This is a genomic window from Kitasatospora sp. NPDC101235, from assembly GCF_044767505.1.
Classification (GTDB): domain Bacteria; phylum Actinomycetota; class Actinomycetes; order Streptomycetales; family Streptomycetaceae; genus Kitasatospora.
The window spans coordinates 267,651-288,830 of record NZ_JBIWNZ010000008.1 but is presented as its reverse complement, the minus strand read 5'-3'; the positions used below and the strand labels follow the sequence as shown (position 1 = coordinate 288,830).

The 21,180-nt window shown below is 74.8% G+C and carries 18 protein-coding genes and 1 pseudogene; 13 read left to right on the top strand and 6 right to left on the bottom strand.

The window, feature by feature from the left end:
- Positions 1–10 precede the first annotated feature (10 nt).
- The 6 genes from ACIRRH_RS16740 to ACIRRH_RS16715 all read left to right on the top strand — a co-directional run bounded on the left by ACIRRH_RS16740 (position 11) and on the right by ACIRRH_RS16715 (position 6,351).
- Positions 11–1,666, top strand: coding sequence for a sensor histidine kinase (locus ACIRRH_RS16740; RefSeq protein WP_403067336.1), 1,656 nt, complete (start codon positions 11–13; stop codon positions 1,664–1,666).
- A 209-nt stretch (positions 1,667–1,875) separates the two neighbouring features.
- Entirely contained in the window at positions 1,876–2,544 is a 669-nt protein-coding gene (locus ACIRRH_RS16735) for a response regulator transcription factor (protein WP_224280824.1), read from the top strand.
- A 556-nt stretch (positions 2,545–3,100) separates the two neighbouring features.
- Positions 3,101–3,871 (top strand): transglycosylase family protein, encoded by a 771-nt coding sequence (locus ACIRRH_RS16730; RefSeq protein ID WP_403067334.1) that lies wholly within the window; start codon positions 3,101–3,103, stop codon positions 3,869–3,871.
- Positions 3,872–4,032: 161 nt separating this feature from the next.
- On the top strand, positions 4,033–4,779 hold the full coding sequence (locus ACIRRH_RS16725; protein WP_403067332.1) for a class I SAM-dependent methyltransferase: 747 nt from the start codon (positions 4,033–4,035) through the stop codon (positions 4,777–4,779).
- A 95-nt stretch (positions 4,780–4,874) separates the two neighbouring features.
- A complete protein-coding gene (locus ACIRRH_RS16720; protein ID WP_403067330.1) occupies positions 4,875–5,630 on the top strand; it encodes an SDR family NAD(P)-dependent oxidoreductase in 756 nt (251 codons plus the stop codon).
- Positions 5,631–5,745: 115 nt separating this feature from the next.
- The gene (locus tag ACIRRH_RS16715) at positions 5,746–6,351 is read left to right on the top strand and encodes a TIGR03086 family metal-binding protein (protein WP_403067328.1); all 606 of its coding nucleotides are present in this window, start codon (positions 5,746–5,748) and stop codon (positions 6,349–6,351) included.
- A 3-nt stretch (positions 6,352–6,354) separates the two neighbouring features.
- Here the strand turns inward: ACIRRH_RS16715 and ACIRRH_RS16710 are convergent, their stop codons facing one another.
- From ACIRRH_RS16710 to ACIRRH_RS16700, 3 genes are all read right to left on the bottom strand, one after another.
- Positions 6,355–7,491, bottom strand: a complete 1,137-nt coding sequence (locus tag ACIRRH_RS16710; protein ID WP_403067326.1) for an alpha/beta hydrolase — start codon at positions 7,489–7,491, stop codon at positions 6,355–6,357.
- Positions 7,492–7,596: 105 nt separating this feature from the next.
- Positions 7,597–8,064, bottom strand: coding sequence for a (2Fe-2S)-binding protein (locus ACIRRH_RS16705; protein WP_403067324.1), 468 nt, complete (start codon positions 8,062–8,064; stop codon positions 7,597–7,599).
- A gap of 44 nt (positions 8,065–8,108) precedes the next feature.
- The gene (locus ACIRRH_RS16700; RefSeq protein ID WP_403067322.1) at positions 8,109–10,565 is read right to left on the bottom strand and encodes a molybdopterin cofactor-binding domain-containing protein; all 2,457 of its coding nucleotides are present in this window, start codon (positions 10,563–10,565) and stop codon (positions 8,109–8,111) included.
- Positions 10,566–11,016: 451 nt separating this feature from the next.
- On the opposite strand from ACIRRH_RS16700, the gene ACIRRH_RS16695 reads away from it, so the two are divergent.
- The 4 genes from ACIRRH_RS16695 (at position 11,017) to ACIRRH_RS16680 (ending at position 15,542) form a co-directional block, all read left to right on the top strand.
- On the top strand, positions 11,017–12,294 hold the full coding sequence (locus ACIRRH_RS16695) for an MFS transporter (RefSeq protein WP_403067320.1): 1,278 nt from the start codon (positions 11,017–11,019) through the stop codon (positions 12,292–12,294).
- A gap of 95 nt (positions 12,295–12,389) precedes the next feature.
- Positions 12,390–13,160, top strand: a complete 771-nt coding sequence (locus ACIRRH_RS16690) for a Mut7-C RNAse domain-containing protein (protein WP_403067318.1) — start codon at positions 12,390–12,392, stop codon at positions 13,158–13,160.
- A gap of 94 nt (positions 13,161–13,254) precedes the next feature.
- On the top strand, positions 13,255–13,680 hold the full coding sequence (locus ACIRRH_RS16685; protein WP_403067316.1) for a cupin domain-containing protein: 426 nt from the start codon (positions 13,255–13,257) through the stop codon (positions 13,678–13,680).
- Positions 13,677–15,542 carry a CocE/NonD family hydrolase gene (locus ACIRRH_RS16680; protein ID WP_403067314.1) on the top strand — a complete coding sequence of 622 codons (1,866 nt, stop codon included), beginning with the start codon at positions 13,677–13,679 and terminating at the stop codon, positions 15,540–15,542. The genes ACIRRH_RS16685 and ACIRRH_RS16680 overlap by 4 nt, the downstream gene beginning before the upstream one ends.
- Before the next feature lie 90 nt (positions 15,543–15,632).
- Here the strand turns inward: ACIRRH_RS16680 and ACIRRH_RS16675 are convergent, their stop codons facing one another.
- The gene (locus tag ACIRRH_RS16675; RefSeq protein WP_403067312.1) at positions 15,633–16,709 is read right to left on the bottom strand and encodes a restriction endonuclease; all 1,077 of its coding nucleotides are present in this window, start codon (positions 16,707–16,709) and stop codon (positions 15,633–15,635) included.
- 225 nt (positions 16,710–16,934) lie between these two features.
- Between ACIRRH_RS16675 and ACIRRH_RS16670 the strand changes: the two genes are divergently transcribed.
- Positions 16,935–17,435: an inorganic diphosphatase gene (locus ACIRRH_RS16670; RefSeq protein WP_403067310.1), complete on the top strand. Its 501-nt coding sequence runs from the start codon at positions 16,935–16,937 to the stop codon at positions 17,433–17,435.
- Positions 17,436–17,481: 46 nt separating this feature from the next.
- Here the strand turns inward: ACIRRH_RS16670 and ACIRRH_RS16665 are convergent, their stop codons facing one another.
- Positions 17,482–18,753 carry a pyroglutamyl peptidase gene (locus ACIRRH_RS16665; protein WP_403067308.1) on the bottom strand — a complete coding sequence of 424 codons (1,272 nt, stop codon included), beginning with the start codon at positions 18,751–18,753 and terminating at the stop codon, positions 17,482–17,484.
- Between the two features lie 257 nt (positions 18,754–19,010).
- On the opposite strand from ACIRRH_RS16665, the pseudogene ACIRRH_RS16660 reads away from it, so the two are divergent.
- Both ACIRRH_RS16660 and ACIRRH_RS16655 read left to right on the top strand, forming a co-directional pair.
- Positions 19,011–19,562 (top strand): annotated as a pseudogene (locus ACIRRH_RS16660) (TerD family protein); the annotation flags it as partial.
- A gap of 573 nt (positions 19,563–20,135) precedes the next feature.
- A complete protein-coding gene (locus ACIRRH_RS16655; RefSeq protein WP_403067306.1) occupies positions 20,136–20,357 on the top strand; it encodes a hypothetical protein in 222 nt (73 codons plus the stop codon).
- A gap of 98 nt (positions 20,358–20,455) precedes the next feature.
- Here the strand turns inward: ACIRRH_RS16655 and ACIRRH_RS16650 are convergent, their stop codons facing one another.
- Positions 20,456–21,121 (bottom strand): TetR/AcrR family transcriptional regulator, encoded by a 666-nt coding sequence (locus tag ACIRRH_RS16650; RefSeq protein ID WP_403067304.1) that lies wholly within the window; start codon positions 21,119–21,121, stop codon positions 20,456–20,458.
- Positions 21,122–21,180: the final 59 nt, after the last annotated feature.

The window sequence follows — 21,180 nt, the reverse complement described above, 5'->3', positions numbered from 1 at the left end:
GCCTCGACGCGTGGAAGCGATCGCGCGGGCCTGGAACACGGTGGTACGGACGGCCCTGCCGGGGCCCTGGCGACCCCGGCGGGTGGTGGGCGAGGCCGTGCTCGCCCTGTTGATGGGCGGGTTCGCCGCCCTGTTGGAACTGCTCGCCAACACCGGCATGGCGGTGCCCTTCGGCCTCGCCGTCGCGGCGCTGTGGGTGCTGCGCAAGGGGTTGCCGGCCACCGTGCTGCTCGCCGCCGCGGCCCTGGCCGGCTGGGGGGTCGGGCCGATGCCGATGCTGATCTGCGCGGGCTGGACGGCCGGCGCGCGGATCCGCCGGGTCTGGTCGCTGGTCGGCGCCTTCGTCGTGGGCTGGGTGCTGTTCACCGCGACGGGCGTGCTGAAGGACGGCGCCTCGTTCTCGCCGAAGCTGCTCCTGTCGCTGTCGCTCGGCTTCTTCCTGGTGGTCGCCGTGCTGCCCGCGCTCTACGGCCGCTACCGGGCGCAGCGCCGCGCCCTGCTGGACGCGCTGCGCGAGCGCAACGAGCAGCTGCTGCGCGAGCGGGTCATGGTGGTGCACCAGGCGCGGCTGCGCGAGCGGCATCGGATCGCCCAGGACATGCACGACAGCCTGGGCCACCAGCTGGCGCTGATCTCGGTGCACTCGGGCGCGCTGGAGGTGGACCGGACGCTCACCGACCGGCAGCGCGAGGCGGTCGGGGTGCTGCGGCAGGCGGCGGTCGCGGCGATGCGCGAGCTGCGCGAGGTGGTCGGGGTGCTGCACGACGAGTCGACGGCGCTGCCGCCCGGCACCGGGACGGCCGCCGGGACGCCGGCCCGGGGCGGCGTGGACGGGGTCGAGGGGCTGGTGGAGTCCTCCCGGGCGGCCGGGGCGGAGATCGAACTCACCCGGCAGGGCGAGCGCCGTCCGCTGCCGGCCGCGGTCGACCACGCGGCGTACCGGATCGTGCAGGAGGCGCTCACCAACGCGCACAAGCACGCCCCCGGCGCGCCGATCGGTGTCGCGCTGCGGTACGAGCCGGACGCCCTGGTGGTGGAGGTGACGAACAGTCGCGCGCCGGAGCTCGTGGGCGCACGCGTCGGCGTGGGCGCGGCGGTCAGCGGCGGTCAGGGGCTGACCGGCCTGCGGGAGCGCGCCCGGCTGGTCGGTGGCATGGTGCACGCCGGGCCCACGCCGGAGCAGGGCTTCCGGCTGGCGGCCGTCCTGCCGTACGAAGGGGCGGAGGCGGAGGTCACGGACGGGGCCGAGGACTGGACGCCGGACGGCCCGCCGCCGGTCGAGGAGCCGGAGCGCAGGCGGCGCAGCCCGGCGGTGGGCTGCGCCCTCGGGGTGGTCGTGGTCGGGCTGATCGTGCTCGGCCTGCTGGTATGGGGCGTGGTCGCCTTCGTCAAGGGCACCAACGACGCGACCGTGCAGATGCCGATGTACGAGCAGATCAGGCTCGGCACCGCCGAGTCCGAGGTGCTGCAGACGCTGCCGCGCGGCAACGACTTCTTCACCGACACCTACAAGGGGACAGGGCCCGAGGTGCCGGCGGGCGCGCACTGCCGCTGGTACGTCCTGAGCGGTGCGCCCGGCGCCGGCTGGGACGAGGACCACGTGGCGCGGTTCTGCTTCCGGGACGGGGCGTTGGTGGAGAAGCAGGAGTACGTGACGAGGGGCTGAGTGCGCCCGTGCGCGGGCGGGTGCTCGCCGAGAGCAGGTTCGACCCTCGCGCCGCCTCCGAGTGCCCCCGTGCGCGGGCGGGTGCTCCGACCGGGGCGGGCCGGGCCGGTTCGGAGCGTGGTGGTCCGGATCGGGGTGGTTCGGAGGGATGCCGCCGGGATGTGAGGATGGTGCCGCAGCCGAAGCACCGTTCGAGGGGAATGACCAGCGTGATCCGAGTCCTCGTCGCCGACGACGAGCCGCTGATCCGGGCCGGAATCAGGATGATCCTCGGCTCCGCCGACGACATCGAGGTGGTCGCGGAGGCCGCCGACGGCCGGGAGGCGCTGGAGCTCGCGCGGGCGCACCGGGTGGACGTGGTGCTGCTGGACATTCAGATGCCGGTGATGGACGGGCTGACGGCTCTCGGGGAGCTGGCGAAGGCCGCCCCCGGCGCGCGGGCGCTGATCCTCACCACCTTCGGGGAGCGCGAGAACGTCCTGCGCGCCGTGACCGAGGGCGGTGCCGGCTTCCTGCTCAAGGACACCGCGCCGAACGAGCTGATCCAGGCCGTCCGGGCGGCGGCGGGTGGGAACGCCTTCCTCTCCCCGGCCGCCACCCGGCACATCGTCGACTCGCTGGCCTCCGGGCGCAGCGCCTCGCTGGCCGCCCGCGGCGTGGCGGCGCGGCGCCGGCTGGAGGTGCTCACCCCGCGCGAGCTGGAGGTGTTGGCGCTGCTCGGAGAGGGTCTGTCCAACGCCGACGCGGGGGCACGGATCCACATGAGCGAGGCGACGGTGAAGACCTACGTCAGCCGGATCCTGGCCAAGCTGGGCTGCGAGAACCGGGTCCAGGCGGCGCTGCTGGCGCGGGATGCGGAGCTCGACGGCCGTCGCTGAGGGTGCTTTTCCGGTTGCCGTGAGTGCCGGGCGTGATGGATGCCACTCGGCGGCGGCGCGGAACCGGGAACTCCGGGTGCGGCGGTGACGGTGCGTCAGCTGACGGTTCCTCCGCGTGGATGGTGTGCCGGCTTTCTCGGGTGGACAGGTGTGAGTGATGGCACGGAATTTGATCGTTTGATCTTGAAAATTCGGTCAAAAATGGTCAAATCGGGCATGATTCCTTGATCGATACCGCCGGTAACAGTCAACTAACCTGCGGCGACCAAGAATTGCTTGCTGCGTCCGGGTGATGGCCCCTAGCTTCATTGGCGGCGCAACGAGCGCCACCCGGGTTCACCCCGACGCACTGCCCGCCGACTGACCAACGGCGCGAGGGCGGTGCCCGCCGACCAGGCCGGCTCGAACAGGCCGTCGGCGTGCGGAGGTGACCGGGGCGGCACGGCACGTCCGACACGTGTCCGGCCGCCCGTCGAGTGAGGTGAGCGAACAACTGCCGGCCCATGTCCCGGGCCTGGTTCCGCATGCCCACCCGGGACTTGTCGAGAGGACCTGTATGAATCCCCGTCACGAGACCGCCGCTGCCACCGACACCACCGCCACCACCAAGCGCAACCGCGTACGGATGGCGGTCGTCGCGGGAGCCGCCGTCGCGGCCCTGCCGGTGGCCGGCCTCGTCACGGCCACCTCGGCCTCCGCCGCTACCGCCTCGACCTGGGACGCCGTCGCCCAGTGCGAGAGCGGCGGGAACTGGAGCATCAGCACCGGCAACGGCTTCCACGGCGGACTGCAGTTCACCCCGTCCACCTGGGCCGCGTACGGCGGGACCGCGTACGCCTCCCAGGCCAACAAGGCGACCAGGGCGCAGCAAATCGCCGTCGCGGAGAAGGTCCTCGCCTCGCAGGGCCCGGGCGCCTGGCCCGTCTGCTCGCAGAAGGCGGGTCTGGGCAGGGGCGGCGCTCCGGCCGCCGTCGACGCCTCGGCCGGCACCCCGGCCAAGGCGGCCGCTCCGAGCGCCAGGGCGGCGAAGCCCACCGCCAAGCCTGCTGCCGCTGCCGCCAAGCCCGCTGCCGCCAAGCCCGCGACCGCCAAGCCCGCGGCCAAGCCGCAGGCGCCCACGGGCCGGCCCTCGGCCAAGCCGGTGCAGTCCGCGCCGGTCGCGCCGAAGAACACCGCCGGTGGTGGCTATACCGTCAGGAGCGGTGACACCCTGAGCGGCATCGCGGCCAAGTTCGGCACCGACACGGACAGCCTCTACCGGAAGAACGCGCGCACCATCGGCGGCGACCCGGACCTGATCTTCCCGGGCCAGACGCTGACCGTCTGACGGGGAACCGCTTGACGGAGCCCTGCCGACCGGCCGAGCGGCCGCCCCTGCACCGGGGTGGCCGCCCCGGCCGGTGCCGGTGGGTTCCGGTGCGTTCCGGTGGGTTCCGGTGGGTATCCGGGCCGTTCCCGGCCTGTTCCCCGCGCCGGTAGGGTCGGCTGATGGTCCGACTGATCGGCGACAGTGAGCTCACCGCCTCCCCGGTGGTGGCCAACAGCACCATGAACCGCGAACGCGGGCTCAACGGGGTGAACAGCTACGCCCGGGAGCTCGGCTTCGACCCGCTGGACTGGCTGACGGAACACGGCGGCACGACGCCGGGGTGGCTGGACCTGTGCAGCGGCGAGGGCCGGGCGCTGGTGGAGGCGGCGCGGCGGGCGGCCCCGGGGGCGGCACGGGCCGGAGCCCCACGGGCGGGCGTGGAGCTGACCGGCGTGGACCTGGTCGGCCCGTCGGCCCCGCCGCCGGACCTGGCGGCGCTGCCGCACCTGCGTCTGGTCACGGCGGCCGTCGCGGACTGGGCGCCGGAGCGGTCCTACGACCTGATCACCTGTGTGCACGGGCTGCACTACCTCGGCGACCAGCTCGGCGTGATCGCCCGCGCCGCCTCCTGGCTGACGCCGAACGGCCGGTTCGCCGCCCACTTCGACCCGGAGTCGGTGCGCCGCCCGGACGGCTCCGGCGCGGCCCGCGCGGTGGTGGCGGCGCTGCGGGCGGCCGGCTTCGAGTACCGGGCGCGCCGGCACCTGCTGGTCCTGGACGGCGGACGGAAGGTCGTGCTGCCCTTCGGCTACGCCGGAGCCGACCCGGCGGCCGGGCCGAACTACACGGGCCAGCCGGCGGTCGGGTCGTACTACCGGCAGCCGGCGCGCACGCCGGGGGTGGGGGGCGCTCCGAGGCGTGGTTGAACGTTGAACGCAACGTCCGAATACCGCCGGGGGTTTGAAGCGCCTCGGGCCAGGATCGAGTCATGTCCGAGATCGGAACGAGGAGTTCTGGAGATATGACGATGAACGGTGCGGCGGTGCTCGACGGCAAGGTGGCGCTGGTGACCGGCGGCAGCCGGGGGATCGGGGCCGCGGTCGCCCTGCGGCTGGCGGAGGACGGCGCCGACGTGGTGCTGACCTACCAGGGCGGTGCGGAGCGGGCCGAGAAGGTCGCGGCCGAGATCACCGCGATGGGGCGGACCGGCTGGGCCGTGCGGGCGGACAGCGCCGACCCGCAGGCGGTGCAGGGCGTGGTCGAGGCCGTCGCCGAGCGGTTCGGGAAGCTGGACGTCCTGGTGAACAACGCCGGCGTCGGCGTCCTCGGCCCGATCGGCGACCTCACGCTGGACGACGTCGACCGGGTGCTGGAGGTGAACGTCCGGGCGCCCTTCCTGTACGCCCGGGCGGCCTGCGCGCACCTGGCCGACGGCGGGCGGATCGTCACCGTCGGCAGCTGCATCGCCCAGCGCGTCGCCTTCCCCGGCGCGACGCTGTACGCGACCAGCAAGGCCGCGCTGATCGGCCTGACCAAGGCGCTGGCGCGGGAGCTCGGGCCGCGCGGGATCACCGCCAACCTGGTCCACCCCGGGCCGATCGACACCGACATGAACCCGGCCGACGGCCCGTCGGCGGAGGTCCAGAGCGGGCTCACCGCGCTCGGCCGCTACGGCACCGGCGCGGAGGTCGCCGCTGCCGTCGCCTACCTGGCGGGCCCGGACGGCCGGTACGTCAGCGGCGCCGAGCTGGCGGTGGACGGCGGCTTCGCCGCCTGACCCGTGGTGGCGGCGGGCACGGTGTCGTGCCGGGCGGTTGTCGGCGCCCGCGCTTACGATCACCCGGCACGACACCGTGCTCCCGCACCGGGACCCCCGTACCGAGAGGTGTGCCATGACCGCAGCGGAAGACCCGATCGGGCTGCTCGCCCGGGCCCTCGCGCAGACCGCCGGGCTGATCGACGGCACCGGCGTCGAGCTGGCCGGCCACCCGACGCCGTGCCGCTCGTGGGACGTCGGCGACCTGATCAGCCACCTCCTGCACGACCTGCGGCAGTTCACCGTACGGGCGAAGGGCGGGCAGCCGGACTGGTCGCAGCCCTTCGAACGGGTCGAGGAGGACTGGCTGCACGCCTTCGAGGCCGGGGCGGAGGAGCTGGTCGACGCCTGGCGCGCGGCCGGCGACCTCGGGGGCACCCGGGAGGTCCCCGGTGGCGGCACCCTGCCGGCCCGTTTTCCGGTGGACCAGCAGATCGCCGAATTCGCCGTCCACGGCTGGGACTTGGCCCGCGCCAGCGGCCAGTCCACCGAGGGCCTGGACCACGAGGTCGCGCTCGCCGCGCTCGCCTGGGCCGGCGCCGCCCTCAACCCCGAGTACCGCGGCGCCGAGGAGGAGCACCACGCCTTCGGCCCCGCCGTCGCCGTCCCCGAGGACGCCCCGGCGTACGACCGGCTCGCAGCCTTCTTCGGCCGTGACCCGGCGGCGGCCCTCGCACCGTAGCCCCTACCCGCGGCTCCAGCGGAACTCGACCTCGGGGTAGCGCGGGGACGGGGCGTCGAGCAGCGGGGCGGGGCGGTCGCGGAGGAAGCGGTCGACGAAGGCCCGGACGTAGGTACGAGTGAGGGCGGTGGCGCGGGCGGGGGCGATGGTGCCGAGCAGAGCCGCGTAGACCTCGGCGGGAAGGCGGCCCGGCAGGTTGCCGGGGCCGGCGGCGTGCGGCAGGTCGGTGAAGCTGAGGTGGCCCGCGCCCAGGGTGCGCAGCTGGCGCCCCCACGCGTGGTGGTGCTCGCGCCAGTGCTGCCAGGTGTCGTGGTCGTCGATCGAGGTGAGCAGCAGGAACGGCCGGTCCAGCCCGAGCTCCGGGACGGGGGAGCCGAACAGGCCGCCGTCGAGGTCGAGGCCGATCCGCAAGCGCGGGTCCTGGCGCAGCGCCTCGGCGGCCGCGGCTCCGCCCATGGAGTGGCCGAGCACGCCGATCCGCTCCTCGTCGACCCGGAACGGCAGCCGGCCGCCGGTCAGTTGGCCGGTGACGAAGCGCAGGTCGCCGACCCGCGCGGCGATCTCCTTGCGCTCGGCGTCCCGGTCCGGCGGGTCCTGCGACAGGACGCTGCGCACCAGCCGGCCGTCCGGGAACTCGACGGCGGCGGCGTCGTAGGTGTGGTCGACGGCCGCGACGAGGTAACCGTGCGCGGCCAACTCCTCAGCCAGTGCCGTGCAGTTGCTGCGTCCGCCCGTGCGGCCGTGCCCGAGCAGCAGCAGGGGGAGCGGGCCGGGGCGGACGGGCGCGTCGGCGCGGGCGGTGGGCCGGACCCGGGCGAGGGTGCCTGGGTCCAGTGGCAGGACCTGCTCGATCGCGGCCGCGACCCGGGGGGTGGTGTAGAGGGCGCGGGGCCGGCCGGCGGTGCCGCGTGCCGGGTACCAGAGCTGCACCATCAGTTCGCGCGGGCCGGGGGCGGGCGCGAACGGGTCGAGCCGGTCGTGGTCGACCAGGTGCAGGCTCATGGTGCCGACCGGCCGGCCGATGGTGGGCGCGGGCAGGTCGATGGTGCGCGGCGGTGCGGCCAGGGCGGGCCCGGCGGGCAGCAGGGCGGCGGTCCCGCCCAGGCCCGCGAGGGCGAGCAGTGAACGGCGCCTGATCATGCGTCATCCTTGCCGGCTCGGCGACGGGTCCGGTCAGCCTAGGTGGTCTGGACCGAAGGCGCCAGAGCGCGGGGATGCGGGGGCGGCGACGGGACGGGGGACGGCTCAGGGCCTGGCGGCCTGCCGGGCGGCGGCCTGTTTGATCGCCTCGCGGATGCGCGGGTAGCTGCCGCAGCGGCAGATGTTCTGGATCTGGTCGATGTCCGCGTCCGTCGGGTTCGGGGTGTGGCGCAGCAGGGCGACGGCGGTCATGATCTGGCCGGGCTGGCAGAAGCCGCACTGGGCGACGTCGCAGGCCAGCCAGGCCTCCTGGACCGGGTGCAGGGCCTCGCCGTCGGCCAGCCCCTCGATGGTGGTGACGGTGTGGCCCGCGCAGTCCTTGACGGAACGGGTGCAGGGCTGGAACTCCCGGCCGTCCAGGTGGCTGGTGCAGGCGCGGCAGACGCCCACCCCGCAGCCGTACTTGGGGCCGGTGACGCCGAGCTTGTCGCGCAGCACCCAGAGCATGGGCATGTCGTCCGGGGCTTCGACGGTGACGGGCCGCCCGTTGAGGACGAAGGTGTGGGTGGGCATCGGGAGTCGGGATTCCTCAGCTGGTGGTCAGAAGGTGCGGGTGGTCAGAAATTGATCGGGAAGGAGCGCGGGCCGGTGCCGGTCGCGCGGGCGTAGGCGTTGGCGACGGCGGCGGAGGCGGCCGGGACGCCCAGCTCGCCCGCACCGCCGGGCGGTCCGCTCGGGGGCATCAGGTGGATCTCGACCACCGGCGGGGTGTGCCGCTGCCGGGCGTAGTGGAAGTCGCCGTAACTGCCTTCCCGGAAGGCGCCGTTGTCCAGGTGGTTGCCGGCCTGCAGGATCACCGAGATGCCGTCGACCAGCGCGCCGGTCAGCTGGGCCTCCAGGCCCCTGGGGTTGATCACCCGGCCGACGTCGGCGACGACGACGGCCTTGGTCACCCGGGGGTCGGCCCGGTCGGTGGTGTCCAGTTCGACCAGGTAGGCGGCGCCGGCGCCGTGCTCGTCGTGGTAGCCGATGCCCTGGGCGTGGCCGGGGGGCATCGGGCGGCCCCAGTTCCCCCGCTTGGCGAGTTCGTCCAGCACCGCCCGCCCGGAGGCGCTGCGCATCCGGGCCCGGCGGAAGGCCAGCTCGTCCTGGCCCATCCGGCGGGCGAGTTCGTCCATCATGATCTCGTCGGCGACCCGGACGGTGCCCGAGTAGACCGAGCGCCAGCTGCCGGTGTGCAGGTCCAGGGGCAGCTCGGCGAGCAGCTGGGTGGGCACTCCGACGTCGTACGGGATCTTCTCGGTGAGCAGGAAGAACAGCTCGGAGGCGGTGAGCCCGGCCAGCGGGAGGTTGTAGCCGGCGGCGGTGAGCATGTCGCCGAGGCCGTGCCCGAGGTCGGTGCGGACGCCGGCCACGTGGTGCTCCCAGCTGAACACCTGGCCGAGGCCGTAGGTGGCGCGGATCAGATGGTGGCTGGCCGGGCGCATCCGGCCGTGGCGCATGTCGTCGTTGCGGGTCCACATCAGCTTGACCGGGCGGCCGGCGGCCTTGGAGACCTGGGCGGCCTCCAGCGCGGCGTCGAAGAACAGCCGGCGGCCGAACGAGCCGCCGCCGCGCACCACGTGGACGGTGACGGCGTTCTCCGGCAGTCCGAGTTCGGCGGCGATGGTGCCCTGGGCGAGGATCGGGCTCTGCGCGGCGAACCACAGCTCGGCCCGGTTCGGCCGGACGTCGGCGACGGCGGTGAGCACCTCCATCGGGGCGTGGTTGACGAAGGCGAAGTCGAACTCCCCTTCCACGCGGTGGGAGAGCAGCGGCGGCGGGAGGGAGGGCAGGTGGGCGGCGCGCAGCCGGGAGCGCACGTCGGCGTCGGACAGGCCCGCGACCGGCCCCGGGTTCCAGGTGGTGCGCAGTGCGTCGCGGGCCTTGAGCGCCTGGTCGAAGGTCTCGGCGAGGACGGCGACGCCGCTCGGGATCCGCACCACGCCGAGCACCCCGGGCATGGCGCGGGCGGCGGAGGCGTCGAGTGACCTGAGGGTGCCGTTGACGGTGTCCGGGCGGGCGACCACGGTGGGCGCGGCGCCCGGGATCCGGAGGTCCCCGGCGTACTCGGCGCGGCCGGTGACGATGTCGCGGGCGTCGATCCGGCCGGTCGGCCTGCCCACCAGGCGCAGCTGGTCGGCGGTCTTGGGGACGGCCGGGACGGCGGGTGCGGCGACGGTGGCGGCCTCGGCGGCGAGGTCGCCGTAGCCGAGCCGGCGGCCGTCGGGGGCGAGGACGGCGGAGCCGGCGGTGCGCAGGGTGGTCGCGGGAACGTTCCAGCGCTTGGCGGCGACGGTCACCAGCCGGGCCCGGGCGGCGGCGGCCGCGGCGCGCACCGGATCGTACAGCGAGCGGATCGAGTTGGAGCCGCCGGTCAGCTGGTTGAACTGCAGTTCGGGGCGGGCGTCGGAGAGCGGGACGTCGACGTCGGAGAGCCGGGCGTCGAGCTCCTCGGCGACGATCATGGCGATCGCGGTGGTGAGGCCCTGGCCGACCTCCAGCCGGGGCAGGTGCAGCGCGGCGCGCCCGGCGGTGGTGACTTCGAGGACCAGCAGGTGCGAGGTCGGCAGCCCGGCGATGATCATCGCGTCGCCGAGGTCGACGATGTCCGGGATGCCGGGCAGGCCGATCAGCTGCTGGGGGAGGGCGGTCTCCCGGGCGGGCACGGTGGGCGCGGCGGCCCCGGCGGGGGTCGGGGTGGCCTGCGCGGTGGCGGGCGCGGCGGCGTCGAGGCCGAGACGGGCGGCGACGGTGAGGGTGGGCGCGGCCAGCAGGTAGGTGAGGAAGCGCCGGCGGCGGGTGGCGCCGTCCGTCGCCCGGGCGTTCGGGGCGGCCGGGGCGTCCGGGGTGTGTGCGGTGGTCGGGAGGGCGTGGGCGGCGCGCGGGTGTCCGGCGTCGCCCGGTTGGCCGGTGGAGTCCGAGGGGGCGATGGAGGTGCTGATGGGAGGACACCCTTCGAGCCGGAGACGGCGACGGAACGGGCGGGCGGGGCGGCCCCGGGCCGGTGCCGGATCGCGAACGCCGTTGAGCATAAGAGGGCGCTACTGACGGGTCAAAACGGTCAAAGTTGGCCCCTGGTCTGGGTGATCGCGGTTTCGTGACGGTCGGCGGGAGCGGATTCGGAGCGGGTACGGACGGCGCTTCGGAGGTGCGGGCGAGGCCGGGGCGAGATCGCTTCGAAGGGCTCGGAGGCGCCAACTGAAGCCTCTCGCACGCGTGTTCAGGGGTCGGTCGACGGTGCGGCGGCGACCGGAATTGGCCCAGGGAATTCCTTGATCACTGGACCGGTCCACTGGGCCGGTTTTTCCCTAGGGTTGGGGGCGCACCGGAACCGGCGGTGGCGGAGACCGACTCCGCCCGCCGCCCGTCCGGGGGCCACGGACAAGGGTGACGGACCGTGAGTCGTCCGCCCGCCGTGGACGCGTGCGGGTGACGGCCCGGCACGACCGGCGGGCGACACCCGCGAACGAGTGAAGGAGGGGCATGCCGACCGACCGAGCCGCCCGTTGGGACGCCCTGCCGCCCGCCGGGCCCCAGCGGACCCTGGCCGCCGCCCAGTTGGCCGCCGCCGTGGGCGACGGTGCGTACTACACCTGCTCCGCGCTCTACTTCACCCGGGTGGTCGGGATGTCGCCGACCGCCCTCGGGCTCGGCCTCACCCTCGCCTGGGCGCTCGGCTCCGTCGCAGGCGTCCCGCTCGGCCACCTCGCCGACCGGCGCGGCCCGCGCCGTACCTCGGTGGCGCTCGCGCTCGGCACGGCGGCCGTGGTCGCCGCCTTCCTGGTGATCCGCTCCTACCCGCTGTTCCTGCTCGCGGTCTGCCTCTACGCCACCGCGCAGTCCGGTCTGACCGCCGCCCGGCAGGCACTGGTCGCCGCCCTGGTGCCGCCCGCGCAGCGCACCACCCTGCTCGCCCACATCCAGTCGACCCTCAACGGCGGACTGGCCGTCGGCGCGGCGATCGGCGGCATCGCGCTCGGCGTCGGCACCCGCGCCGCCTACCTGGCCGCCTTCGCCGTCATCGCGTTCGGCTTCCTGATCGGCGCGCTGATCCTGCGGCGGCTGCCCGAAGCCCCGCCCGCGGCAGGGCAGTCGGACGCCGGGCCGCGCCTGGCCGTGCTGCGCGACCGCCGGTACGCGGCCGTCACCGCGGTCAACGCCGTGCTGCTGCTGCGGATGCCGCTGCTCAGCCTGATCATCCCGCTCTGGATCGCCGAGCGCGCCCCCGGGATCGGCTGGCTCGGCTCGGCGCTGTTCGTGCTCAACACCCTCGCGGTGCTGGCCTTCCAGGTCCGGGCGGCGCGCGGCGTCACCGGATTGGACCCGGCCGCCCGGGCCGTCCGCTCCGCCGGCCTGCTGCTGCTCGGCTCCTGCGCCGTCTTCGGGCTGTCCGCGCTGGACGTGCCGGTCTGGGCGGTCGCCGCGCTGCTGGTCGCCGCGTCCGTCCTGCAGGTGGCCGGAGAGATGCGGCAGTCGGCCGGCAGCTGGCAGATCGCCTTCGACCTCGCCCCGCCCGGGCGGATCGGCCAGTACCAGGGCTTCTTCGGCACCGGCGTCGCCGTCGCCCGCACCCTCGGGCCACTGCTGCTCACCACGCTGCTGCTGGACGGAGGCCTGATTGGCTGGCTGGTCCTGGGCGGGGTGTTCCTCGCGGCGGGGTACGCGATGGGTCCGGTCGCCCGCTGGGCGGCGCGGGACCGCGGTCACGAGGTGTCCCCGCCGTCGCCGGTGGTGGCGGGCACCGCGCCGGGGACGCCCTGACGACGGGCCCCGCGCCGGGGCCCGACCTCTCACGCCGCGACGGCGGGCCGGAAACCCGGTGGCCCCGGCCCGCCGCCCGCTGGCATGCTGGCCACGTGGACCGACCCCAGATCTGGCTCGACTTCGCCCCCGAGCTGCACCTCTTCGTCTCCGCGCCCCGTCGGGCCGGCCGCACCGCGCTGCGCACCGACGGCACCTCCACCCTCGGCCACGTCGTCGAGTCCCTGGGTGTCCCGCTCACCGAGGTCGGCGGCCTGCTGGTGGACGGCCGGGCCGTGCCCGAGGCCCACGTTCCGGCCGACGGCGAGGAGATCGCCGTCCGGGCCGTGACCAGGCCGCAGCCCTCGCCCGTCCCGCCGCGCTTCCTGCTGGATGTCCACCTCGGCACCCTCGCCCGCCGGCTGCGCCTGCTCGGCGTGGACGCCGCGTACGAGAACCCCGACATCGGCGACGCCGCGCTGGCCGCCCGCTCGGCCGCCGAAGAGCGGATCATGCTCTCCCGCGACCGCGGACTGCTGCGCCGCCGCGAACTGTGGGCCGGCGCCTACGTCTACAGCCACCGCCCCGCCGAGCAACTGCGCGACGTGCTCTCCCGGTTCGCGCCGTCGCTCGCCCCCTGGAGCCGCTGCACCACCTGCAACGGCACGCTGCAGCCGGCCACCAAGACCTCGGTGCGCGAGCAGCTGCAGGACGGCACCGAGCGCTCCTACGACGCCTTCGCCCAGTGCACCGACTGCGGCCAGGCCTACTGGCGCGGCGCCCACCACGCCCGGCTGGAGGCGATCGTCACCGAGGCGGTGCGCGACTTCGGACACGGCCAGGGGTCCGGGGAGGACCAGGGCCGGATCGGGGTCGTCTCAGGGTAGCCCGCTCTGGCGGACGGCCGGGCGCCCGTGGTCCCATCGGCGGTGGGGGACGGGACCACGCTACTCACTCGTACGAGAGAGGCCAGGTCGTCGCATGGGCAATCAGGCAGGTCAGCAGCCCTTCCACAGCGCGGACACGGAGGACGCGCCGGTGGTCACCGCCCCGGACGGGGCCGAGGTGCGCCCGCTGCTGGTACTGGAGGGCGCCGGGAGCCTCGCGGTCTTCGCACTCGCCCCCGGGCAGGTGACCCGCGCGGTGTCGCACGCCACCGTGCAGGAGTTGTGGCAGGTCACCGCGGGCAGCGGAGAGCTGTGGCGTCGCCAGGGCGGGCGCGAGGAGACCGTACGGCTCGCGCCCGGTACGGCGGTGTCGATACCGCTGGGCACCGCGTTCCCGTTCCGGACGGACGCGGACTCCGACGGGCCGCTGCGGATCACCGCCGTCACCATGCCGCCCTGGCCGGGGACGGACCGCGAGGCGCGGCCGGAGGAAGGCCCCTGGAAGGCGACCGTCCGATGAGGCGGGGGCTGCTGCGCCGCCCGCTGGCGGCGCTGGTCGCGGCCGCGGCCGTGCTCGGGCTCTCGGTCGTCCCAGCGGCCGCCGCCGGGCCTTCCGGGCCTGCCGAGCCGCATCTGCGGTCGCGCTACGTCACCATGCCGGACGGGGTCCGCCTCGCCGTCGACGTCCACCTGCCCGAGGGCACCCGGGCCGGCGCCGGACTGCCCACCGTCCTGGTCACCCAGCGCTACTGGCGGGCCAGGGTCCGGACCGGCGAACCCGGCGGCACCAGCGGCGAGGCCGAGCAGTGGACCGCCCGCGGCTACGCCTACGTGGTCGCCGACCTGCGCGGCACCGGCGCCTCCTTCGGCACCCTCGGCTCCGAACTCGGCGCCGACGCGATCGCCGACAGCGGCCCGCTCAGCGACTGGATCGCCGCCCAGCCCTGGTCCAACGGCCGGGTCGGTACCACCGGAATCTCCTACGGCGGCGACACCGCGATGCTCGCCACCGCCCTCCGCAACCACCACATCACCGCCGCCGCCCCGATCTCCTACGACTTCGACCCCTACGAGGACCTGGTGCGCCCCGGCGGCGTGCTCATCGAACCCCGGGTCGCCCCGTACGCGTTGCTGCTGCGCATCCTCGACCAGGCCGGCGGCACCACCTGCGAGACGGACGAGCAGGCCCGGCAGCTCTGCGCGCGCGTCGGCCTCACCGGCCTCCAGCCCCGGCCGGTCGACGGCCCCGACGGCCAGGCCCTGCTCGCCGCCGCGCGTGCCGAGCACGCGAACAACGCCAACCTGGTCGAGATGGCGAACGCCGGTGCCTACCGCGACTACCGGGACGGCCCGAAGAGCTGGACGGTCGGCAGCGTCGGCGAGAAGACCGACGCCGTCGAAGCCGGCCGGGTGCCCGTCCTGACCCGCGCCGGCTGGCTCGACGCGGGGACCGCCAACGGAGCGCTCTCCCAGTTCACCGGCCTGTCCAACACCCAGGACGCCTGGATCGGGCCCTGGAACCACGGCGCCGGCTGGCTCGCCGACCCGTTCCGGCCCGCCCGCCCGCTCACCGCGCAGGAACACGACGAGAACGACCGGCGCGTGCTCGACTTCTTCGACCGCTACGTCCGGGGCGACACCCGCCCCGACGGCCGGCGGCAGGTGCACTACTACACCTTCAACGAGGGCGTCTGGCGCACCACCACCCGCTGGCCGGTCCCGGGCACCCGCACCCAGCGGTTCCATCTCGGCGAGGGCGGCACGCTCGGCAGCCGACCGGACGACCGCCGCACCGGCTCCGACCCGCTGCGCCTCGACCCGACCGCGGGCACCGGCCCGCTGGACCGCTGGAACACCAACCTCAGCGGTGACGAGGTCAGTTACCCCGACCGCGCCGCCGTCGACGCCAAGCTGCTCAGCTACACCACCGCGCCGCTGACCGCCGACACGAGGGTCACCGGCAACGGCAAGGTCACCCTCGACGTCACCGGGCTGGCGGGCTCGGCCCGCGGCGCCCTGCACGTCTACCTGGAGGACGTCGCGCCGGACGGCCGGGTCGCCTACCTGACGGAGGGTCAACTCGCCCTGGCCGGCCGTGCGGTGGCCGACCGCGAGGACAACCCGGACTGGCGCCGGCTGCGCACGCCGCGCAGCTACGCCGCCGAGGACGCCGAGGACTTCCCGCAGGGCCGCGCCCAACGCGTCACCATCGACCTCCAGCCCGTCTCGGTACTGTTCCGCTCCGGCGAGCGGATCAGGCTCACCGTCGCCGCCGCCAACCCCGACTCCTTCCAGCTGCTCCCGGCCGACGGGCGGGCGAGCTACCGGATCGGCTGGGGCGGCGACCGGGGATCGGCGCTGGAACTGTCGGTCGTGCGCTGAGGTACGCCGTACGGGGCGCCCGGCCGAGGCCGGGCGCCCCGGGGCGCGTCCTGGGGAGCCTTGCCGGGTCCGCGACGCGCCCCGCCCCCGTCACGCGTCCACGACCTCCAGCCCGTACGCGGTCACGGCCTGGCGCAGCCCGCCCGGGTACCCGGCGAGCGCGGGGGTGAACTCCCAGTCCCCGGAGGGCTCGCGGTCGAACCGGCCGAGCCGCATCGCGGTGTTGGTCTCCGCGCCGTCCGCCAGGTGCACCACGGCCGCGTCCTGCCCGGAGCCGGCCTCCAGGATCAGCGCCGGCCCGGCGAACCCGCCCATGGTGGCCTCGGGGTGGTTCTCGGTGTCGGCGGCGGCGATGACGACCAGCCGGTCGACCTCGGCGGGGAGCGCGTCGAAGTCGACCATCAGGCAGGCGTTCGCGTCGCCGTAGCCGGTCACCAGCCGCACCGAACCGTCGGGCGTCGAGGCGTTGTTGTAGAACACCAGGTGGTCGTCGGAGAGCGCCACGTTCCCCGTGCAGACCAGGGCGGCGATGTCGTACTCCTCCTCCCCGGTCCAGTGCAGGAGCAGGCGGGAGGGCTCGGCGGCCACCTCGATCGCGGGCAGTCCGTCCAGGGCGCCGGCCTCGGCGGAGGCCTCGTCCTGGGCGGCCTCGAAGACCTCGTGGAAGCCGTGGTGCTTGAGCAGCCCGACCAGCTCGGCGCCGTTGATCAGGCTGACCGGCTTGCCCGCGACGAACTGGTGCGAGCTGGGCCCGAACCTGCTGGTGGTGACCAGGACGGCCTTGGTCGCGGCCTGGTCGTGCCGAAGCGTCCCGTACAGGTCCCGCACCGCCGTGGGCGCCACCGTGTCCCGGTACCGCTTCACCTGCACGATGACGTTGCCGCCGCGGAACGGGTCGGGGTCGATGCCGCGGACGTCCACCCCGCCGTCCCGCGACCGGGCGGTGAGCTCGACCTTCATGCCCATCGCTTCCATCAGCCGGGCGATCAGCCCCTCGAACTCGACCGGGTCCATCGCCAGCAGCAGCTGGAGCTCGCGGACGCGCTTGGCCATCCGGCCGCGATTGGCGTTGGTGTCGTCGCGGAGGTGACGGAAGAGCGCGCGCTGGGCGCGGCGTTCGTCGGTGTCGGGGTTGCTGAGGCGGTGGAGCTTCCGGCTCCGGGACATGGGCGTGCCCCCTCTTGCATGGTGACGGTTGTTGCAGCCGTCACCGTAGGGGAATCGTGGACGAAGGACTGTCATGCCGTCAGTTCCGCTGCCCAATCGAGACCTGGGGTGCGTGCAGGTCGAAGGTCCGAGGCGTGGGTGGAGTGGGTGTTCGACCGGCCGGGGTGCTTTCGGCGGCCGTCCGGACGGCGGACAATTCCCCCAGGAGCCGAGGAGGAGGCCGCGGTGGAGTTCGAGGTCGTGATCGAGATCCCGCAGGGGTCGCGGAACAAGTACGTGATGGACTTCGCGGCGGGCCGGATCCGCCTGGACCGCACCCTCTTCACGGCCACCCGCTATCCCGCCGACTACGGCTACGTCGAGGGCACCCTCGGCGGCGACGGGGAGCCGCTGGACGCCCTGGTGCTCGGCGGCGAGCCGGCCGTCCCCGGCTGCGTGCTGACCTGCCGGGCGGTGGCCATGTGGGTGATGCGAGACGAGCGCGGCCCGGACCAGAAGGTGCTCTGCGTGCCGTCCCGCGACCCGCGCTACGCGGACCTGCGCGACATCGACGACCTGCGCGAGTTCGACCTGCTGGAGATCACCCACTTCTTCCTGGTGTACAAGGACCTGGAGCGCGGCAAGTCCGTCGAGGGCTCGCACTGGGAGGGCCGCGACGCCGCCTGCGCCGAGATCGCCGAGTCGCGCGCCCGCGCGGCGGGCACCCGCTTCGCCGACCCGGTCTGAACGGGCGCCCGGGACGGGCGGGTGACCGCCCGCCCCGGACGGTCCGTCAGAGCCGGGAGGTGCTCAGGATCGCCCGCACCTCGTCGCCGATCGCGGCCTCGTTCTGCTCGAACTCCGGTGCGGTGAGTCGGTTCGGGTCGGCCGGCAGGCCGGTCAGGACCGGGGTGTGCAGATGGCCGCCGGGCAGGTCCGGGGCGAGGAGCAGGCGCAGCCGGTTGGAGCGGTAGGCGACCTCGTTGGAGAGGTACCCGCCGCCGCCACCGGAGACCGCGCGGGAGCCCGGGGTGGGTCCGTCCGGCCGGAAGACCGGGGCGGTGGCGCCCGCCGGGATCTCGGTGACGAAGGCGTTGAGCAGCACCGGGAAGGGCTGCTGGACGGCCCGCATGGCGTCGGTCGGCAGGGTGGTGCGGACGAACTGCGGCCCGGGGGCCAGCCCCGGGGCGTCCACCGGGTGCTGGGAGGTGCCGCCGGAGAGCGCGGCCACGTTGTCGGTGGCCGGGTCGGCGGAGCGGGCGCGCCCGGCCCACTCCTCCAGGGTGAACTTGCCCGGGTAGCCCTGGCTGATGCTGGTGATCAGGTCGGCGGACTGCCGGCCCGGCCGCAGGTGCGGGGCGAAGGCGCGCTCGACGATGCCCTCGTCGAAGTCCCCGTAGCGCACCGGCAGCACGACCGCCCGCACCTCGGCGGTGCGGCCGTCGGCCAGCGTGATCCGCTGCCCGTGCAGCTGCAGGACGGCCGAGCCGGAGGGGTTGGCACGGCGTGGCTCGGCGTCCAGGCCGAACGGGTCGAAGCCGCTGACGAAGATCCGCCGGACGCCGGGGGCGGACTCGAATCCGTCGTCCAGACCGCGCGAGGCGTCCTCGAAGCGGGCCCGCAGGGTGGCGTGGTCGACCTCGAACCGGGGCTGCCAGCGGGCGAGCTGGACGGTCATGGCGAGCCTGGTCCAGTACAGCGGGCGGTCGTCCCGGGCGGGCAGTTCGCCGCTCGGCCGCCGGCCCTGGGCGCGGTCCAGGCCGGCCTGCCAGAGCGTCCGGCCCCAGGTGTGCACCACTCGTTCGGCCTGCCGGGCGTTGCGGGCGGCGCACAGAGCGGAGGGGAAGCCCCCGAGCAGCTCGCCCAGGCCGGAGCGCTCGGTGAAGGCCGCCAGGCGGGCGTCCTGGAGGCGGGCCTGCTCGGCGTCCAGCGGCACCGTGGCGGAGGTGCGGCAGCCGGCGGGGGCGGCCTGCGCGGCCTGGGCGGCTGCGGCCGGGGCCAGCAGGGCGGCGAGCGTTCCGGTGAGCGCGGCGGCCAGTCCGGCGGCGCGACGTAGACATGTCATGTGCGCTGACGATAGGTCCAGACCTGATGGCCCGCCAGGGTGCCGGTGCGGTGCCCGTAGGCCGGGGCGGTGACCGAGCGGGCCGCCGGAAGGGGGCGCCCCGGTGGTGTCTCCGCAGCCCCCGGGCGGTGTTCCGCCGCCGGCGGGGCGTGTCCCGGCCTTGACGGAAAGCTGACGGTTCGACCGGGAACCGCTGCGAGTTCTACAGCGTTGTCGTGGTCGAACAGCGGTACTCGTACGGTGGTGGAGGAAGTTCCATGAGTGTGGCCCTGACGAAGGGCGGCAACGTCTCCCTGGGCAAGCAGGCCCCCGGGCTCCGGGTGGTCCGGGTGTGCCTCGGCTGGACGGCCGGAGCCGGGTACGACCTGGACGCCAGCGCGCTGCTCTGCGGTGCGGACGGGAAGGTCGCTTCGGACCAGCACTTCGTCTTCTTCAACAACCTGCAGAGCCCGGACGGCTCGGTCCGGCACCAGGGCGGGTCAGGCGGCGGCGCCGACCGCGAGCAGATCGAGGTCCGGCTCGCGGACGTCTCCGCCGGGGTGGAGAAGATCGTCTTCGCGGTGGCGATCTACGACGCGGCGCAGCGGCGGCAGACCTTCGGGCAGGTCCGTGGCGCCTACATCCGGGTCGTCGATCAGGACGGCGGCGCCGAGGTGGCCCGGTACGACGTGGCGCCGGAGGCCGGCAGCGAGACGGCGATGGTGTTCGGCGAGCTGTACCGGCACGGCGCGGACTGGAAGTTCCGGGCGGTCGGGCAGGGGTACGCCGCGGGGCTCGCGGGCATCGCCACCGACTTCGGGGTGGACGTCCTGCAGCCGGCGCCCGCCGCCGCCCCGCCCGCTGCGGTGAAGCCGCCCGTCGCACCGCCCGCGCCGGTCGCGGCCCCGGTGCCGGCCGTGCTGCCCGCAGCCGCACCCGCCGTTCCGATGACCCAGCCAGCAACAGGGAGTTCCCCCGTGACGTGTTTCTTCGACCCCTCGCACGGCGCCGGCACCACCGCGGTGCTGTGGTCGCCGCAGTGGGGAGTGCCGCGCCAGATCGAGGCCTGCGTGGCCTGTGCCCAGCGGGTGCAGACCAACGTCCCGCCGTTCTACACCCCGGCGCAGGCCGGCTACCCGCAGCCGGTCCAGCAGGGCCAGCCGCAGGTGCCCGGCCAGCAGGCCCAGGGCGGGCGGCGCTTCGGCACCGGTGCGCTGATCGGCGCCGGCGCGGCCGGCCTGGTCGGCGGTGCGCTGCTGAACGAGGCCTTCGACGACGACCCGCAGGTGGTCGTCAACAACTACTACGAGGACGACGGCTTCTTCTAAGCCGTCAGGCCGCAGCTCCGGAAGGGCCGTCGGGGGGTGCCCCGGCGGCCCTCGCTGTCGGTGCGGTGCGCTTGAATGACGGCAGAGCACCGTTCTGGCCGGGGGAGACGCACCGATGACCATGTCCGTCGCCTGGCGCGCCTGGAGCCGCGGATCCGCGAGGGGGATGCCAAGGCCGCGCTGGACGAGTTCGAAGCGCTGGTGGCCGAGTTGGGGCAGGGGTCGGACGCGTCGGACCTCTGGGTGAGGCTGCTGGAGAACCTGCGCGAGGAGTACGAGGACCTGGACGAGGACTGACCTGATCCCCGGGCCCCGGGCACCCGGGTCCTCCCGGACCGACGGCCGCACAACGCTGTTGCGCTGTGCGGCCGTTCGCTTTTCCCCGGCCCGCGCGGTCAGTCGCCCCGGTGCCGGAACGCCCCGGCCCGGGCCGCCGCCTCGGCGGCCTCCGCCGCGCGGTCGGCGGCCGCCTCGTCCAGCGGCTCCGCGGTGGTGAGCATCCGGTAGTAGAGCGGCGCCGAGACCGCCCGGACGACCTCGAACCCGTCGGTGTCCGGCGGGAGTTCGCCGCGTTCGACGGCCGCCGTGACGCATGGCGCCCACTCCTCGACCCGGCGCCGGTAGAAGTGCCGCAGTGCCGCGGCCGCGTCCGGGTCGCAGTTCGCCGCCACGATGACGGCGCGGAACAGGGCGCCCTGCCGCGGGTCGGCCAGGGTGCGCTGGACGAGCCGGGCGTTGGCCCGCAGGTCCCCCGCGAGGGAGCCGCTGTCGGTGCGCGGCAGCGACTGCTCGGCCATGTCCGCGAGCAGGTCCGTGACCAGCGCGGTGGTGCTGCCCCAGCGGCGGTAGACGGTGGTGCGGCCGACCTCGGCCCGTTGGGCGATGTCGCCGAGGTCGAGGCCGCTGAAACCGTGCTCGACCAGGGCGTCCTCGGTGGCGCGCAGGACGGCGGCGCGGACCCGGGCGGTCCGGCCGCCGGGGCGGACGGTGCCGGGCGTGGAGGGCTCGGGTGGGGAGGGCGGTGGGGAGGGCTGCTCGGGCTGGGAGGGCTCGACGGCCATTAACGGGATTCCTGTTCCATTAGATGGGCGGACTCTGCTAGGTTCGAGGCATCCTAACG